We start from the raw sequence: 15,583 nt of genomic DNA, 5'->3' as shown, positions 1-15,583 counted from the left end.
GCTTCCGGCAGGCACAATCCACCGCATGGTCCACACCCCGCGGCAGCAGGCCGAGAGTCTGCTGAACGCCCTCGATCCGCTGCCGTACCCCCTGCGTATGCGCGAACTCGCCGCAAGGGTGCGGGAGGTGGCGGAGGCGCGTCCACTGCTGGACGAGCTGGAGGCGCACGGGTCCTACGGGCGAGGGCTCGCCGTCGTCGCGGCGGCCGTCAGCCGGGACGCCGGGTGGGTCGGCGCCCGCCTCGCCGACCCGGACTCCTTCGTGCGCGGACACGCGCTGCGGGTGGCCGACAGCCTCCAAGTGCCCGACTCCGCATACGAGTCGGCGCTGGCCGACGCGCCCGAGGTGATTCGCCGTGACCTGCTGCGGGCCGTGGTCTCGGGCCGGCGCACCGCGCTGGCGGACCGGCTCGTCGACCCGCTGCGCGACGAATGGGGCGACGCGGAGGCGGCACGCCTGCTGCCCGGCTGCTCACCCGGCACGGTCGCCCGGCTCCTGCCCGCGCTCTTTCATGCCGTGCGGGGCTGGGCATCGCTCGGCAGACGGCACCCGGAGGTCCTGCTGGACGCGGTGGAGGGCCAGTTGGCCGCCCTGCCCGCGTCACTGCGTGACACCTGGTGGCGACGGTACGCGCAGGCCGTGACGGCCACCGTGCCCTTCCGGCCGCTGCGTGCGCTGGACCTGGTCGAACGTTTCGCATCCGCCGGGCTCCCGTATCAACTCCATGACCAGTTGGGCGCGTTCGCGGCCGTCGCTCCGGAACGGGTGCTCCGACTGCTCCTCGTGGGCGACGGCTCTTCGGCCGGGGCTGTGCGCAGTCGTCCGTTGCTGCGCAGGATCGCCCGGGCGGAGGGGGTGGAGAGCGGTGAACTCGTCGCTCTGGGCTCGATGTTGGCCGACCACGGCGACCTCGCCGTCCTCCTGGTGGCACTCCCGCCCGCTCGCCGGTACGCCTTCTACACCGAAGCGATGGCCGGCCGGGGCCCGGTAGGCAGGGGCGCCGTCGTCGACGCCGTCGTCCTCGATGCCCTGCCGCGCAGTTGTGTCGCGGAGGAGGCGCGGCGGATGGCCGCCGCCGCCCGTGAGAGCGGAGCGACCTGGCACACCGTCCTGCTCGCCGAGTCCTATCTGCCGGTCGCCCAGGTGCGCGAGCGGCTCGTCGAGGCGACCCGCCGGCCCGCCGCCGAAGACCGCGCCCTGGCCTGGCCGTTGCTCATCACCAACGCGGCCCGCTCCGGCGACCCCGCCGCCGTCGTCCGCGTACTGGAGGAGTCCGCCCGGCTCCGCAACGAGCAGGACCCGGTACGACAGCCGGCTCTGTGGGCGTTGTCCCGTATCCCGCCCGCCCTGTTGACCGAGGACGCCGGGCCGCACCTCGACAGGATCGTCGCCGACGCCGTCGACGCCCGGGACTCCTCACCGGGGAGCCGGCGCAACCTCAGCCGGTTCGCCGTCTCCGTGCTCCGCGAGCACGCGGCGGGCGGATCAAGGGAGTTGGTCAACTGGGCCCTGCGCACCCTCGTACGCATCTCCGGCAACACCGGCGGCGCCGACCTCGGCCGGCTCGACGCGACCCTGCGCCGGGGGCAGGAACACCAGGTGTACGAGGCGTTGCGGCCGTGGATCGAGGCCGGGGCGGAGAAGGCCGACCACGGCCTCGCCTTCGCGCTGGCCCGGGCCGTGGGGCGGCGTGCCGCCGGCATGACCGATCTGCAGGAACTCCTCTGGCAGGCCATCCGGTTCGGGAGCGACACGACCGTCCGCTCCGCCGTCGAGCTGTGGCTGGAACCGCCCGCCACCCGGGACGAAAGAGCTGCACGCGTCCTCGCCCTCGACCCCTCGGCGGGGACCTTGTGGCCCGTCCTGGCCGTGCTCACCCGCCGCCGTACCGACCTCCTCGACGTGCTCCTCGCGGACACCCCGCCGTACGGGCGCTTCCTCACCAGGGGCACCGCGTGGACCGTACCCGTGGGACCCGACGTACGGCGCTGGCTGCCGCGTCAACAGGACGCCTTGGTAAGGAAGTTGGCGGCGTCGGCTGCCGACGCGGGCCTCCCGGCGCATGCCAGGGCCGCCGCTGTCGAGCAGGCGGCGCGCATACCGGAGCGGGGCGCCGAAGTGGCCCGCCGCTGGACCGGCTCGCGGAACATCGTGCTCGCGGAGGCCGCGCTCGGCGCGCTCGCCCACACCGACCGCCCCGGAGACACGCTCCCCGAACTGCTCGCGCACGCCGGCGACGACCGGGCCCGTGTCGCCGTGTACGCGGCCACCCGGGTGTCCCGGCACCTGGCGCCGTCCCTGCTCGTGGACCGGCTGCGTGACGTGCTGTCCGCGCCGGACACCAAGGTGACCAGCCGCAAGGAGGCCGCCCGCCTGGCCGCGGTCCGGCTCCCGGCCCCGGTGGCCGCACGCCTTCTCACCGAGGCGTACCGGCGGCCGGGCACCCACCTCGACGTCCGCGCCGCGTGTGTCGCCTTCGCGGGCTCGCTGCTCGCCCAGGAGCCCGTGTGGACGCTGCTGCACGACGCCGCCGGAGCCGAACCCGTTCTCCGCGCGGCCGTGCTGCGCGTCGCGCCCCTCGACCTGCCGGAACGGCACCGCGAGCGGTACGCCCGGCTCGTCCGCGACGTGTCCACGACCGACGACCCGCCGACCGCCGTCCTCGCCTACGGGGCCCTGGCCCGCTGGGCGCCCTGGTGCCCCGACGCACCCACCGTCCTTGCCACCGCGACGGCGGACCTGACGAACCGCACGAGCTGGCGGGCCGCCGCCCACGGCCTGGTGATCGCGGCGACGGGTTCGGACGGGGGAGCGACGGGAGTACGGGATGCCCTGCGGGCGCTGGCGGAGGTGGAGGCGGAAGCGACGGGCGGGGCGAGGAACCCGGACCATGTGCCGGACCATGTGTACGAGTCCGGCGACGCCGGAGGCGAAGCTACCGCCGATACCGATACCGATACCGATACCGATGCCGGCGCTGACGCCGAGCCCCTCCGGGACCGGCCCGCCCGGCAGCGCGTCGACCATCTCGTCACGTGCCTGGCGCAGCGGGCCGAAGCCGACGCCGGGCCCATCCGCGCCGCGGCCCTCGGCGCCGCCGAATTGCTGGCCCGATACGACGGTTTCGTGCCGCAGGCCGCCGCGATCACGGTGGCCCACCTCGACCTGGACGCGGCGGCGGAGCACGTGGACGCGGCCCTGTCCCGGCTGGCCGCGCTGACGGCGGGCCGGCCGGCGCTCGCGGCCGCGACCGCCGCCGAACTCGCCGCACGGCTGGACCACGGGACGCACGAGGGCGACGCCGAGACCCTTCTCGACACCGTCCGACGGCTCACCGCGCACGGCGGTCACAGCGAGGGACTGCTCGCCACGGCGCTCACGGTCGCACTCGGCACCCGCACGGACTGGCGGCTGCCGTGGCGGGAGCGGCTCAAAGCGCTGCGCCGCCACCCGGTGGCCGACGTCCGCGACGCGGCACTGGCCCGGACGACGGCGTACGAGTGACAGATGCCCCGGCCCCGGCACACACGCCGGGACAGGGGCATCGGGTCACCCGCCGCGAAGCGGATCACACGGCTGCGGAGCGGATCACACAGCGGCGGCGCGGGCCGCCATACGGGCCTTGCGGGCCGCGAGCTTCTCGTCGAACTTGGCGGCCTCGGCGTCCAGGCCGCCCATGTACAGGCCGAGCTCCTCCTGCGCCTTCAGGCCCTCGGGGCCCAGGCCGTCGATCTGCAGGACCCTGAGGTGGCGCAGTACCGGCATCAGGACGTCGTCGTGGTGGATCCGCATGTTGTAGACCTCGCCGATGGCCATCTGCGCGGCGGCGCGCTCGAAGCCGGGCATACCGTGTCCGGGCATCCGGAACTGGACGATGACGTCCCGCACGGCCTGCATGGTGAGGTCGGGGGCCAGCTCGAACGCGGCCTTGAGGAGGTTGCGGTAGAAGACCATGTGCAGGTTCTCGTCGGTCGCGATGCGCGCCAGCATGCGGTCGCAGACGGGGTCGCCCGACTGGTGTCCGGTGTTGCGGTGCGAGACGCGGGTCGCGAGCTCCTGGAAGGCGACGTACGCGACGGAGTGCAGCATCGAGTGCCGGTTGTCCGACTCGAAGCCCTCGCTCATGTGCTGCATACGGAACGCTTCGAGCTGGTCGGGGTCCACGGCGCGCGACGCGAGCAGGTAGTCGCGCATCACGATGCCGTGGCGGCCCTCCTCGGCGGTCCAGCGGTGCACCCAGGTGCCCCAGGCGCCGTCGCGGCCGAAGAGGGAGGCGATCTCGTGGTGGTAGCTGGGCAGGTTGTCCTCGGTCAGGAGGTTGACGACGAGCGCGATACGGCCGAGCTCGGTGACCTTGGACTGCTCCTTGCCCCAGGCCTCGCCGTCCTCGAAGATGCCGGGGAAGTTGCGGGCGTCGGACCAGGGCACGTACTCGTGCGGCATCCAGTCCTTCGCGACCTTCAGGTGCCGGTTGAGTTCGGTCTCCACCACTTCTTCCAGCGCGAACAGCAGCCGGGCGTCGGTCCAGTCGGAGGACGGGCTGCCGAGATGGGGAGAAGTGATCGTCACGGGGGCTCCAGGGGGACGTATGTGCTGAGCGGTGAAACCAACCTACGGCATCGTAGGCTACGTATCCGTAGGTTACGGTGCCGTAGGTTAAGCGTGCTGTAAAGAGCCCTGATCAGCAACGATCTCCGGAAAGATCGATTCGGCAGGCATGCGGAGGCCACCCGTCCGGCGGATGCGCAGGTCCCGGGGCCGTGCGCGGGGCCCTCCGGGTCTCAGACGTACAGCTCGCGCAGCCGGACCGAGAGGCACGTCACACAGCCTTCGAGCTTCTCGAACTCGCCGATGTCGACGAGGACGGGTTCGAGGCCGAGTCCGGCGAGCAGATCGGCGGTCTTCGGCGCGCTCGCCGCCATCAGCAGCTTTCCGCCGCCGAGCAGGACGACGTGCGAGCCCGCCTCCTCCGGCACCGCGAGGAAGCGCGGGAACAGCGACGGCGTGTCCACCAGCGGCTCGTACCCGATGATCGTGCCGTCCGGCAGTGCGGTGACGGCCGACTTCAGGTGCAGCACCTTGCTGACCGGTACGGCGACTACCCGGGCGCCGAGCGGTTCGAAGGTGGCCCGCAACTGCTGGATGCCGGCTCCGTTGGTACGTCCGCCCTGGCCGACGTAGATCGTGTCGCCGACCTTCAGGACGTCGCCGCCGTCGAGCGTGCCCGGCTCCCACACCCAGTTCACCGAGCAGCCGAGCCGGGCCACCGCCTCCTCGACGCCGGCGGTCTCGCCGCGCCGGGACTCCGCGCCAGGGCGGCCGATCAGCGCGACGTTGCGGAAGACGACCACGGCGTCCTCGACGAACACGGAGTCCGGGCAGTCGTCGGCGGGCTCCGCCTCGACGGTCTCCCAGCCGTGCGTACGCAGTGCGCCCGCGTACGCCTCCCACTGGTCGAGCGCCAGGGCGAGGTCGACCGGTGTGCGCTCCAGGTGCGTGACGAGACCTTCGGCCAGGCGGGGGCTGGGACGGCGGATGAGAGCCTTCTGGCTGGGCACGTGCGGTCTCCGTCTCGGCAGGGTGTTGTCCCGCACATCATGCAGCCCCGCCCTGCGCCGCAACAGCCCCAGCCCCGTAAGGGGCGCGGGGAACGGCGCGGGCCACCCCCACGCACCCGCACCCGACGACGGCCCCGTCAGGGGGCGCGGGGAACTACGCGGCCGGCCCCCACGCACCCGCCCCCTACGAACAACCGGCCCCCCCCGGGGGGGGGAGGGGGGAGGGGCACCGCCCCGGTCGTGAGTTCCGTGCGGCCCGGTGGGGGCGGGCCGCGCAGTTCCCCGCGCCCCTCAAAAGCGGGGCTGCGCCCCTGCTTTTGCCCTGAGCGCCACCCGGGGCCACCCGGACTACCTCGCCTGCCCGACCGCCTCGGACGACGTCTCCGTCAGCGCGCCGTCCAGGAGCAGCCACCGCGTGATCCCGATCGACTCCAGGAACGGCACGTCGTGGCTGGCCACGATCAGCGCGCCCTCGTACGACTCCAGCGCAGTGGTGAGCTGCCGCACGCTCGCCATGTCGAGGTTGTTCGTCGGCTCGTCGAGCATCAGGAGCTGCGGTGCGGGCTCGGCGAGCATCAGCGCGGCCAGGGCCGCCCGGAACCGCTCGCCGCCGGAGAGCGTCGCCGCCGGCTGATCGGCCCGCGCGCCCCGGAACAGGAACCGGGCCAGCCGCGCCCGGACCCGGTTGTTGGTGGCGCCCGGCGAGAACCGCGCCACGTTCTCGGCGACCGTCAACTCGTCGTCGAGGACATCGAGTCGTTGGGGCAGGAACCGCAGCGGCACATGGGTCGACGCCTCCCCGGAGACGGGCGCCAGCTCCCCGGCGATCGTCCGCAGCAGGGTCGTCTTGCCGGCCCCGTTGCGCCCGATCAGCGCGACCCGCTCGGGCCCGCGCAGATCGAACGAGCCCGCACTCGCCCCGTACGCCAGCTCCAGGTCCAGGAGCGTGAGCACGTTGCGGCCCGGCGGCACGGCCGTGTACGGCAGGTCGACGCGGATCTCGTCGTCGTCCCGCACGGCCTCCACCGCGTCGTCGAGCCGTTCCTTCGCCTCGGCGAGCTTCTCCTCGTGCATGATGCGGTGCTTGCCCGCGGACTCCTGGGCCGCGCGCTTGCGCGCCCCCATCACGATCTTCGGCTCGCGCTTCTGCTCGAACATCTTCTGCCCGTACCGCTTGCGGCGGGCCAACTTGACCTGCGCGTCGACCAGTTCGCGCTTCTGCTTCTTCAGGTCGGACTCGGCGACACGCACCATCCTTTCGGCCGCCTCCTGTTCGGTGGCGAGCGCCTCCTCGTACGCCGAGTAGTTGCCGCCGTACCAGGCGACCTCGCCGGAGCGCAGATCGGCGATCTGGTCGACCAGGTCGAGGAGTTCACGGTCGTGGCTGACCACGACCATGACCCCGGAATAGCCCTCGACGGCCGCGTACAGCCGCCGGCGCGCGTACAGGTCGAGGTTGTTGGTGGGCTCGTCGAGGAGGAGCACGTCGGGCCGGCGCAGCAGCAGCGCGGCCAGCCGCAGCAGGACCGACTCGCCGCCCGAGACCTCGCCGATGGTGCGGTCGAGCCCGATGTGGCCGAGGCCGAGTTCGCCGAGCGTCGCCACGGCACGCTCCTCGACGTCCCAGTCGTCGCCCACGACCTCGAAGTGCTCCTCGGACACGTCGCCCGACTCGATGGCGTGCAGCGCGGCGCGCTTGGCCGCGATGTCCAGCACCTCGTCGACCCGCAGCCCGGTGTCGAGGGTGACGTTCTGGGGAAGGCGGCCGACCTCGCCCGCGACGCGGACGGTGCCCTCGGCCGGGACGAGTTCTCCCGAGATCAGCTTCAGGAGTGTGGACTTCCCCGATCCGTTGACGCCGACGAGCCCGGTCCTGCCGGGTCCGAAGGCCACCTGGAGGTCCTCGAAGACGGGCGTGCCGTCGGGCCAGGCGAAGGAGAGGGAGGTGCAGGTGATGGAAGTGGGGGTACTGGACATACAGGCCTCGCAGTGCTGGATGCGGTCAGGGCGACACGTATCGAGACACCGGGAGGCGGCGACGGCCGGAAGGACGGAGTCCTCCGGGGGGATCGCGGAACACGGGAAAAGCCCTGTTCCGCGGGACGGCTCGGAGCCGAGGTCGCACGCTGCGCACACACGGACAGGTGTGTGGCGCGGTGTCTCAAGACCTCAGACGAGCAACGTCCTTCTCCATTCGGCGACAACAGGACCGCTTTACACCGTAGGAGGGGGCCCAGCGGCTGTCAACGAATTAAAGCGCCCCCGACCCCGACCCCGGCCCCGACCCCGGTCCTGACCTCGACCCCTGCCCACGATCCCCACGCCCCCGATTCCTCCGCCCCCGACCGTCCGAAGGAGACCCCGTGCCCATCGGCCCGCTCTCGCTGCCCGCCCGTCTCTGTCTGCTGGCCTGGGACACCTCGAAGCTCAAGGTCACCAGCGCTTCCCAGCTCCCGCACCTGGTCCGGGCCGGTGCCCTCACCGAGCTGGCGCAGCGCGGGCTGCTGGCCGACGCGGAGGGTGTCGCCACGCCCACCGACCCGGACGGCAGGACCGGGGACCCGGCCCTCGACGGGCTCCTGGAACTCATCGAGGAGTCCCGGCCGCACAAGTGGAAGACGTGGGTCGGCCTGCGGGCACGCATCACGCTGGACGCCGTACAGGCGCAGCTCGCGGCGGACGGATATCTGCGCGCCGAGAAGACGCGGGTGCTCGGCGTCTTCCCGTCCGTGGAGTACGAGATCGGCCGCGTCGCCGTCGTGGAGGGTCTGCGCGCGGAGGCCCGGCAGGTGCTGGAGGGCCCGCTGCCCGTCCATGAGGTGTCCGAGCGGGACGCGGCGCTCGTCGCCCTCGCGGCGGCGGCCGAACTGCGCACGCTGGTGTCGGGCAGGGAGCGGCGGCGGTACGAGGAGCGGATCGCGGCGCTGACCGAGCGCAGCGGTACGGCGACCCCGGTTCTGCGGCAGGCGGTCCAGGAGGTGCGGTCGGCGGTGTCCGTGGCGATGGCGGCACCCGGGGTGCCGGGGCACTGAGGAGCCGGGCGCGGAGTGGGCAGCGCCCAGCGTCGTCCGCCGTGCCGCGCGGGAGCTGCGGAACACGGGAACGTACGACCGGCTCAGCGGACGCGCCACCGAACCGGTAAGAGTCGTTCAGCGGGAGTCGCCCAGGAGGAGTTGCTCACCGGAGCCCGCTCAGAACGAGTCGCGCAGCAGTTCGGCGAGGTCGTGGTCCAGGTCCTGGTGCAGGTGCTCAAGACCGACGGGCACCAGCTCCGTCGAACTCGCCAGGAAGTGCCGCAGTTCGCCGGCGCGCACGTGGATCACGGCGGTGCCCTCCGGAGCGTGGAACTCCAGGACGATGCGGTCGTAGCCGTACGGCCGCACGCGGACGTCGCCGTGGCCGACCTCTTCCTCCAGGCCCGAGGCGAGCAGCTCGCGGGCGAAGGTCCAGCACACCTCCACGCCTTCGAGCGTGGACGGGGCCGGGAAGGACATGCGGACCGCGAAGGGATCGTGGGGGTCGTAGCTGAGCGTCGCGGGAATGCTCGGCATCCGCGGCGCGGCGGCGACGAGGCGGGCCTCTACGGGCTGCTCGATAACGGTGGACAACGCCTTGCTCCCTTGTGACGTGCGGACGAACTGCGGACGGATGAGCCGGGCACTTGTAAGGACGTCGGAACCGGCCAATCCGTGCCTGCGAAAACGCATGAAGTCCTAGTGACCTCCGTCACCGCCTTCAATCACGGGAGTGATCGTTGATTTCCTGAGTGACCGCTGATGCCTCCCGGGCATCTGGACGTGATCGGGGGAGTGGGCTAGCTTCGCCCGCCATGAGGGGCTTGGGCAAGACGCGACGCACGAGTAACAAGGGATTCACAGGGCGACTGTTGGCCGTGGGGGTGTGCGGAGCGGCGTTCGCGGCCGCGCTCACGGGGTCGGCGCAGGCGGACGGAACCGCCGGTCAGGGGCCGAGTGGCGCAAAACCGACGCACGGGGAGCCGCACCGGCAGCCGCACTGGGAGCTGAAGGACAGCGGCACGGACGCGCGGTTCCGCGGCCTGGCCGCCGTCAGCCGGAACACGGCCTGGCTGGCGGGTTCCAAGGGCACCGTCCTGCGGACCACCGACGGCGGCACGAGCTGGCGGAACGTCTCGCCGCCCGGAGCCGCCGAGTTGGAGTTCCGTGACGTCGAGGCCTTCGACGGCAGGCGGGCCGTGGTGCTGGCCATCGGGGAGGGCGAGGCGTCCAGGATCCTGCGCACCGAGGACGGCGGCGCGACCTGGACCGAGTCCTTCCGCAACACCGACGCCAGAGCCTTCTACGACTGCGTGACCTTCTTCGACGCGCGCCACGGCCTGGCGATGAGCGACCCCGTGGACGGGAAGTTCCGCATCCTGTCGACCGGCGACGGCGGCCGTTCCTGGAAGGTGCTGCCCGCCGACGGCATGCCGGCCGCCCAGGAGGGCGAGGCGGGCTTCGCGGCGAGCGGGCAGTGCCTGGTCGCTTCGGGACCGCGGGACGTCTGGCTCGCCACGGGCGGGGCGGCACGCGCGCGTGTGCTGCACTCCGCCGACCGCGGCCGTACCTGGACCGCCACCGACACCCCCGTCCCGGCGGGCGACCCGGCCCGCGGGGTCTTCGCCCTCGCCTTCCGCGACCGGACGCACGGCATCGCGGTCGGCGGCGACTACCGCGCTGACCAGGCCTCGCCGAAGGCGGCGGCGGTCAGCGGCAACGGGGGCCGCACCTGGACGACGGCCGATGCCCCGCCGCCGGCCTACCGCTCGGGCGTCACCTGGCTCCCGCACAGCCGCACCTCCGCCCTCGCGGTCGGCCCCACCGGCACCGACCTCACGACGAACGGCGGCCGCACCTGGCGCACGCTGGACACCGGCTCGTACGACACCGTGGACTGCACCCCGGACCGGGCCTGCTGGGCGTCGGGGGAGAAGGGCCGGGCGGCCCGCCTGGAACGCTGACGCTCCGGCACCCCGCGGGCTGCCCTAGGGCCTGTCTGACCATTCCCGTCGTCGCCCGGAGGGCGGCCGGGCGGCGTCAGGCGCGTGCTCTCGCCGTGCCGGGCACAGAGCCTCGTACTGGACGTACTTGGCTCTGCGACCGGTGCGGCGAGAGGGCGTGCATGGCGTCGCCAGGCAGACGGGAATTGTCAGACAGGCCCTAGGCTCTCGGCACCATGACGACGACCGTACGCATCCCCGCGGGCTGGCCCGCCACCGAAGAGCGGGCCCGGGCCGTGCAGGACGAGTTGCGGGGGCGGGTGGTCCTCGACGAACCCGGCCCGCCGCCGGGCACCGGCCGGGTGACCGGCGTGGACGTGGCCTACGACGACGAACGCGATGTCGTCGTGGCCGCGGCCGTCGTGCTCGACGCGGCGACCCTGGACGTGGTTGCGGAGTCCACGGCCGTCGGCCGGGTGTCCTTCCCGTACGTCCCCGGGCTGCTCGCCTTCCGGGAGATCCCGGCGGTCATGGCGGCCCTCGAAGCGCTGCCGTGCGCGCCGGGCCTGGTCGTCTGCGACGGCTACGGGCTCGCCCACCCCCGCCGCTTCGGCCTGGCGAGCCACCTCGGCGTCCTCACCGGCCTCCCGACGATCGGGGTCGCCAAGAACCCGTTCACGTTCGCCCACGAGGAGCCGGGCGCCCCGCGCGGCTCCTCCTCCCCGCTGCTCGCGGGCGAGGAGGAGGTCGGCCGGGCGCTGCGCACCCAGGCGGGCGTCAAGCCGGTGTTCGTCTCGGTCGGCCACCGGGTGACGCTGGAGAACGCCTGCGCCCACACCCTCCACCTCGCACCGCGCTTCCGCCTCCCGGAGACGACCCGCCACGCGGACGCGCTGTGCCGCCGTGCCCTGAAGGCGACGACGACATGAGTACGTGTTCTGAGTACGTGTTCTGAGTACGTGTACGGATGTCGCGGCCCGCCATGATCGACAAGCTTGGCCCATGACGACACACCGCGCTCCCGAGCCCGCCGCGGGCACCGCCACCCAGCCCGTCGAGCGGGCGATGATGGCCGGCCTGGCCCTCGCGGTGCTGGCAGGCGTGGCCTGGACAGCCGGAATGATCTACACGCTCGTGGAATGGCCCTTCTGACAGCACGGGCCCAGTGCCTTTAGGGGCGTGGGGAACTGCGCCCCCAGCCACACCCAACCCGCACCAGCCATCCGGCAACACCCCTACGGCCCAAGCCGGCGCAGCATCACCGCACGGCCGCAACCCGAAAAGTGATCCCCGCTCCCCGAAGTCGCTCGATCAGCGAATCCCCCATGGCGACGGCAGTCGTCACCTGCCCCGACGTGCGGGGCAGGTCGTCGAACGCGAGACACAACGCGGACTCGCCCAGCATCTTCGCGGTGTCCCCGTAGCCGGGATCCCCACCCGCCACCTCGGTGAAGACCCGCTTCCCACCGCCCTCGCCCACGAACCGCACCGAGAACCAGCTGGCGGCCCGCTTCTCCTCGCTCGGCCCCTCACCCGGCTTGAACCGGCCCGACAGCCAGCGCCGTACGGGCGGCACCTGCGCCGCCACGAAGACGGCCCCGGCTCCGGCCACCCCGCCCACGGCCGACGGCAGCGTCCCGACCGCCGCGTAGTGGCGGTAGCGGAAGTCGGGCCCGTACCGTTCCAGGGCCCGCGCGGACCGCTGCACGATCTGTGCGTCGATGGTGGGCAGCGGCAGTGCCCACGCGCCGAGTTCCTTCGCGTAGCGCGGGGCGCTCGGGGGCGCGTACGCCCGGCGTCCGACCAGGCGTGGCTCGTGCCGCCTGCGGTCGCGCGCGGCGGCGAGCATGTGCCGTCCGCGGGCGAACTGGTTGAGGGCGGAGGCGAAGGTGCCGCCCGAGAACATCGCCTCGACCCGCACGAAGCCGTCCACGGTCAGCGGTACCCCTTCGGGCAGTTGCCGCACGGTGAACCAGGCGCCCAGGTCGTGGGGGATCGAGTCGAATCCGGCGGCGTGCACCAGCCGGGCGCCGGTCTCACGCGCGCGTGCGTCGTGCCGCACGTACATGAGGTCCACGAACTCGGGCTCTCCGCACAGGTCCAGATAGTCGGTGCCGGCGTCCGCGCAGGCGGCCACCAGGGCCTCGCCGTACTCCACATAGGGGCCTACGGTCGTGGCCACCACGCGCGCGTGCTCCGCGAGTTCCCGCAGGGAGACCGGATCGGTGACATCGGCCCGCAGGACGGGCAGCTCCGCGCACGCCGGGTCGATCTCCGCCAGGCGGTTCCGGAGCCGTTCCAGCTTCGCGGTGTCGCGGGCCGCGATCGCCCAGCGCAGCCCCTCGGGAGCGTGTGCGGCGAGGTACTCCGCGGTGAGCCTTCCGACGAATCCCGTGGCTCCGAAGAGCACGATGTCGTACGCGCGCCCGGTCCTGTCCTGCCTGCTCATGGCACCTCTCAGCCGTTCAGCCCGCGCCGTTGTCGGTGGCCGAGGCTAGCGTGCGACTGGAGCGGACGGAGCAGGGCCCCGTCGCGGGAATCGGCCCCGGCTTCCAGAATTGACTGAGCGCTTGCTCGCCGGGGGCTTGTGCGAAGTGGAACGCGTTCTTAACATCACTGATGTTACATCAGTTGTGTCACAGTGCTGGGGGCTTGATGACGGCGGCGGCAGGGGCGGAATCGGCGGATACGGCGGGACCGGGATCGGCAGGGCACGGTCCGCTGGCCGGGGTGCGCGTGGTCGAGCTGGCGGGCATCGGACCGGGCCCGTTCGCCGCCATGCTCCTGGCCGATCTGGGCGCGGACGTCGTCCGCGTGGACCGGCCGGGCGGCGGATCCCTCGCGATCGACCCGACCTACGACGTCACCAACCGCAACAAGCGCTCGGTGATCGTCGACCTCAAGGCGGCCGACGGCGCCGAGCGGGTCCTCGACCTGGTCGAGCGCGCCGACATCCTCGTCGAGGGCTTCCGGCCGGGTGTCGCCGAGCGCCTCGGCATCGGCCCCGAGGCCTGCCACGCCCGCAATCCGGGACTCGTCTACGGACGGATGACCGGCTGGGGCCAGGACGGGCCGCTCGCCCCGCGCGCCGGGCACGACATCGCGTACATCGCGCTGACCGGCACCCTCGGCATGATCGGCGCTCCCGACGAGCCGCCGGCCGTCCCCGCGAACCTCGTCGGGGACTACGCGGGCGGCTCCCTGTACCTCGTCGTGGGCGTCCTGGCCGCACTCCACCACGCGCGCGCGACCGGCGCGGGCCAGGTCGTGGACGCGGCGATCGTCGACGGCACGGCCCACCTCTCCTCGATGATCCACGGCATGCTGGCCGCGGGCGGCTGGCAGGACCGGCGCGGCGCCAACCTCCTCGACGGCGGCTGCCCGTACTACGGCACGTACGAGACGGCCGACGGGCGCCACATGGCGGTCGGCGCCCTGGAGAGGCAGTTCTACGAGGAGTTCACCGAGCTGCTCGGCCTCGGGGAGTACGCCTCCGCACGCAAGGACCTGGCCCGCTGGGGCGAGCTGCGCGAGGCGGTCGCGGCCCGCTTCAGGACCCGTACGCGCGACGAGTGGGCGGCCGTCTTCGAAGGCTCCGACGCGTGCGTGGCGCCCGTGCTGTCGCTGCGCGAGGCGCCGCACCACCCGCATCTCGCGGCCCGCGGCACCTTCACCGACCACGGCGGCATCACCCAGCCCGCCCCCGCACCCCGCTTCTCCGCCACCCCCACCGCCGTCCGCGGCGGACCCGCCCTGCCGGGCACCGGCACCGCCGACGTGGCCCGCGACTGGGACGTACCGGGCCTCCTCGAAGGCGTTCCCGCACCGACCGAACCGAAGGGCACCCCGCAACCGACGGGCGCTCCCGGACCGAAGGGCACCCCCGAATGAAGCGGCAGATCTTTACGCCCGAGCACGAGGCGTTCCGCGAGACCGTCCGCACCTTCCTCACGAAGGAGGTGCTGCCGCACTACGAGCAGTGGGAGAAGGACGGCATCGTCTCGCGCGAGGCCTGGCTCGCGGCTGGCCGGCAGGGACTGCTGGGTCTCGCCGTCCCCGAGGAGTACGGGGGCGGCGGCGACGCCGACTTCCGCCACAGCGCGGTGCTCGCCGAGGAGTTCACCCGCGCGGGAGCCGCCGGGCTCGCCCTCGGGCTGCACAACGACATCATCGGGCCCTATCTGACCGGCCTCGGTACGGAGGAGCAGAAGCGGCGCTGGCTGCCCGGGTTCTGCGACGGCTCCCTGATCACGGCCATCGCGATGACCGAGCCCGGCGCCGGCTCCGACCTCCAGGGCATCAGGACGCACGCCGAGGACCGGGGCGACCACTGGCTGCTCAACGGCTCCAAGACGTTCATCTCGAACGGCATCCTGGCCGACCTCGTGATCGTCGTGGCGAAGACGACACCCGAGGGAGGCGCGAAGGGCCTCTCCCTGCTCGTCGTCGAGCGCGGCACGGAGGGCTTCGAGCGGGGCCGCAACCTCGACAAGATCGGCCAGAAGGCCCAGGACACCGCGGAGCTGTTCTTCCACGACGTACGCGTCCCGAAGGAGAACCTGCTCGGCGAGCTGAACGGCGCCTTCGTGCACCTGATGACGAACCTCGCGCAGGAACGGATGGGGATCGCCGTCGCCGGGATCGCCGCCGCCGAGTACCTGCTGGAGATCACCACCGAGTACGTCAAGGAGCGCGAGGCCTTCGGACGGCCCCTGTCCAGGCTCCAGCACATCCGCTTCGAGATAGCCGAGATGGCCACCGAGTGCGCCGTCACCCGCACCTTCATCGACCGCTGCGTCGTCGACCACACGGCGGGCGAACTCGACGCCGTGCACGCCTCGATGGCCAAGTGGTGGGCCACCGAACTGCAGAAACGCGTCGCGGACCGCTGCCTCCAACTGCACGGCGGCTACGGCTACATGACGGAGTACCGCGTAGCGAAGGCCTTCACCGACGGCCGCATCCAGACCATCTACGGCGGGACGACCGAGATCATGAAGGAGATCATCGGCCGTTCCCTGCTCGGCTGACCCGCCCGGTGCCCCCGGGCTCCTCCTGAAAGGCTCA

At 72.6% G+C, this 15,583-nt stretch carries 12 protein-coding genes; 7 read left to right on the top strand and 5 right to left on the bottom strand.

Annotated elements, in window-relative coordinates; translation table 11 throughout:
• Positions 1-25 precede the first annotated feature (25 nt).
• Positions 26-3,505 (top strand): hypothetical protein, encoded by a 3,480-nt coding sequence (locus ACZ60E_RS06435; protein WP_469438764.1) that lies wholly within the window; start codon positions 26-28, stop codon positions 3,503-3,505.
• Between the two features lie 84 nt (positions 3,506-3,589).
• On the opposite strand, the gene ACZ60E_RS06430 is transcribed toward ACZ60E_RS06435, so the two are convergent.
• The 3 genes from ACZ60E_RS06430 to ACZ60E_RS06420 form a co-directional block, all read right to left on the bottom strand.
• Entirely contained in the window at positions 3,590-4,570 is a 981-nt protein-coding gene (locus ACZ60E_RS06430) for an acyl-ACP desaturase (protein WP_248776479.1), read from the bottom strand.
• Positions 4,571-4,782: 212 nt separating this feature from the next.
• Entirely contained in the window at positions 4,783-5,559 is a 777-nt protein-coding gene (gene ddaH, locus ACZ60E_RS06425; protein ID WP_384808695.1) for a dimethylargininase, read from the bottom strand.
• A 348-nt stretch (positions 5,560-5,907) separates the two neighbouring features.
• On the bottom strand, positions 5,908-7,536 hold the full coding sequence (locus ACZ60E_RS06420; protein WP_469438760.1) for an ABC-F family ATP-binding cassette domain-containing protein: 1,629 nt from the start codon (positions 7,534-7,536) through the stop codon (positions 5,908-5,910).
• A 386-nt stretch (positions 7,537-7,922) separates the two neighbouring features.
• Between ACZ60E_RS06420 and ACZ60E_RS06415 the strand changes: the two genes are divergently transcribed.
• Complete coding sequence (locus ACZ60E_RS06415) at positions 7,923-8,591, top strand: GOLPH3/VPS74 family protein (RefSeq protein ID WP_384808691.1); 669 nt, start codon at positions 7,923-7,925, stop codon at positions 8,589-8,591.
• A 159-nt stretch (positions 8,592-8,750) separates the two neighbouring features.
• Here ACZ60E_RS06415 and ssgD read toward each other — a convergent pair whose 3' ends face one another.
• Positions 8,751-9,167 (bottom strand): spore wall synthesis regulator SsgD, encoded by a 417-nt coding sequence (ssgD, locus tag ACZ60E_RS06410; RefSeq protein WP_107019990.1) that lies wholly within the window; start codon positions 9,165-9,167, stop codon positions 8,751-8,753.
• A gap of 221 nt (positions 9,168-9,388) precedes the next feature.
• Here ssgD and ACZ60E_RS06405 point away from each other — a divergent pair, with 221 nt between their 5' ends.
• The 3 genes from ACZ60E_RS06405 to mmpA all read left to right on the top strand — a co-directional run bounded on the left by ACZ60E_RS06405 (position 9,389) and on the right by mmpA (position 11,668).
• Positions 9,389-10,537 (top strand): WD40/YVTN/BNR-like repeat-containing protein, encoded by a 1,149-nt coding sequence (locus ACZ60E_RS06405; RefSeq protein ID WP_469438757.1) that lies wholly within the window; start codon positions 9,389-9,391, stop codon positions 10,535-10,537.
• Positions 10,538-10,752: 215 nt separating this feature from the next.
• Positions 10,753-11,445, top strand: a complete 693-nt coding sequence (locus ACZ60E_RS06400) for an endonuclease V (protein ID WP_469438754.1) — start codon at positions 10,753-10,755, stop codon at positions 11,443-11,445.
• Positions 11,446-11,518: 73 nt separating this feature from the next.
• Entirely contained in the window at positions 11,519-11,668 is a 150-nt protein-coding gene (gene mmpA, locus ACZ60E_RS06395; RefSeq protein WP_453793242.1) for a morphogenic membrane protein MmpA, read from the top strand.
• Between the two features lie 106 nt (positions 11,669-11,774).
• Here mmpA and ACZ60E_RS06390 read toward each other — a convergent pair whose 3' ends face one another.
• Positions 11,775-12,965: a saccharopine dehydrogenase family protein gene (locus tag ACZ60E_RS06390; protein ID WP_469438751.1), complete on the bottom strand. Its 1,191-nt coding sequence runs from the start codon at positions 12,963-12,965 to the stop codon at positions 11,775-11,777.
• A 206-nt stretch (positions 12,966-13,171) separates the two neighbouring features.
• On the opposite strand from ACZ60E_RS06390, the gene ACZ60E_RS06385 reads away from it, so the two are divergent.
• Complete coding sequence (locus tag ACZ60E_RS06385; RefSeq protein ID WP_469438749.1) at positions 13,172-14,407, top strand: CaiB/BaiF CoA transferase family protein; 1,236 nt, start codon at positions 13,172-13,174, stop codon at positions 14,405-14,407.
• On the top strand, positions 14,404-15,546 hold the full coding sequence (locus tag ACZ60E_RS06380; protein ID WP_384808680.1) for an acyl-CoA dehydrogenase family protein: 1,143 nt from the start codon (positions 14,404-14,406) through the stop codon (positions 15,544-15,546). The genes ACZ60E_RS06385 and ACZ60E_RS06380 overlap by 4 nt, the downstream gene beginning before the upstream one ends.
• Positions 15,547-15,583: the final 37 nt, after the last annotated feature.

The organism is Streptomyces sp. NPDC102514 (genome assembly GCF_055584525.1).
The sequence above is the reverse complement of the archived record's forward strand: the minus strand, read 5'-3'. Positions and strand labels throughout refer to the sequence as shown.

Coding starts and splice junctions, on each gene's coding strand:
- ACZ60E_RS06435 (WP_469438764.1), top strand. CDS start 26: ATGGTCCACACCCCGCGGCAGCAGGCCGAGAGTCTGCTGAACGCCCTC.
- ACZ60E_RS06420 (WP_469438760.1), bottom strand. CDS start 7,536: ATGTCCAGTACCCCCACTTCCATCACCTGCACCTCCCTCTCCTTCGCC.
- ACZ60E_RS06405 (WP_469438757.1), top strand. CDS start 9,389: ATGAGGGGCTTGGGCAAGACGCGACGCACGAGTAACAAGGGATTCACA.
- ACZ60E_RS06400 (WP_469438754.1), top strand. CDS start 10,753: ATGACGACGACCGTACGCATCCCCGCGGGCTGGCCCGCCACCGAAGAG.
- mmpA (WP_453793242.1), top strand. CDS start 11,519: ATGACGACACACCGCGCTCCCGAGCCCGCCGCGGGCACCGCCACCCAG.
- ACZ60E_RS06390 (WP_469438751.1), bottom strand. CDS start 12,965: ATGAGCAGGCAGGACAGGACCGGGCGCGCGTACGACATCGTGCTCTTC.
- ACZ60E_RS06385 (WP_469438749.1), top strand. CDS start 13,172: ATGACGGCGGCGGCAGGGGCGGAATCGGCGGATACGGCGGGACCGGGA.
- ACZ60E_RS06380 (WP_384808680.1), top strand. CDS start 14,404: ATGAAGCGGCAGATCTTTACGCCCGAGCACGAGGCGTTCCGCGAGACC.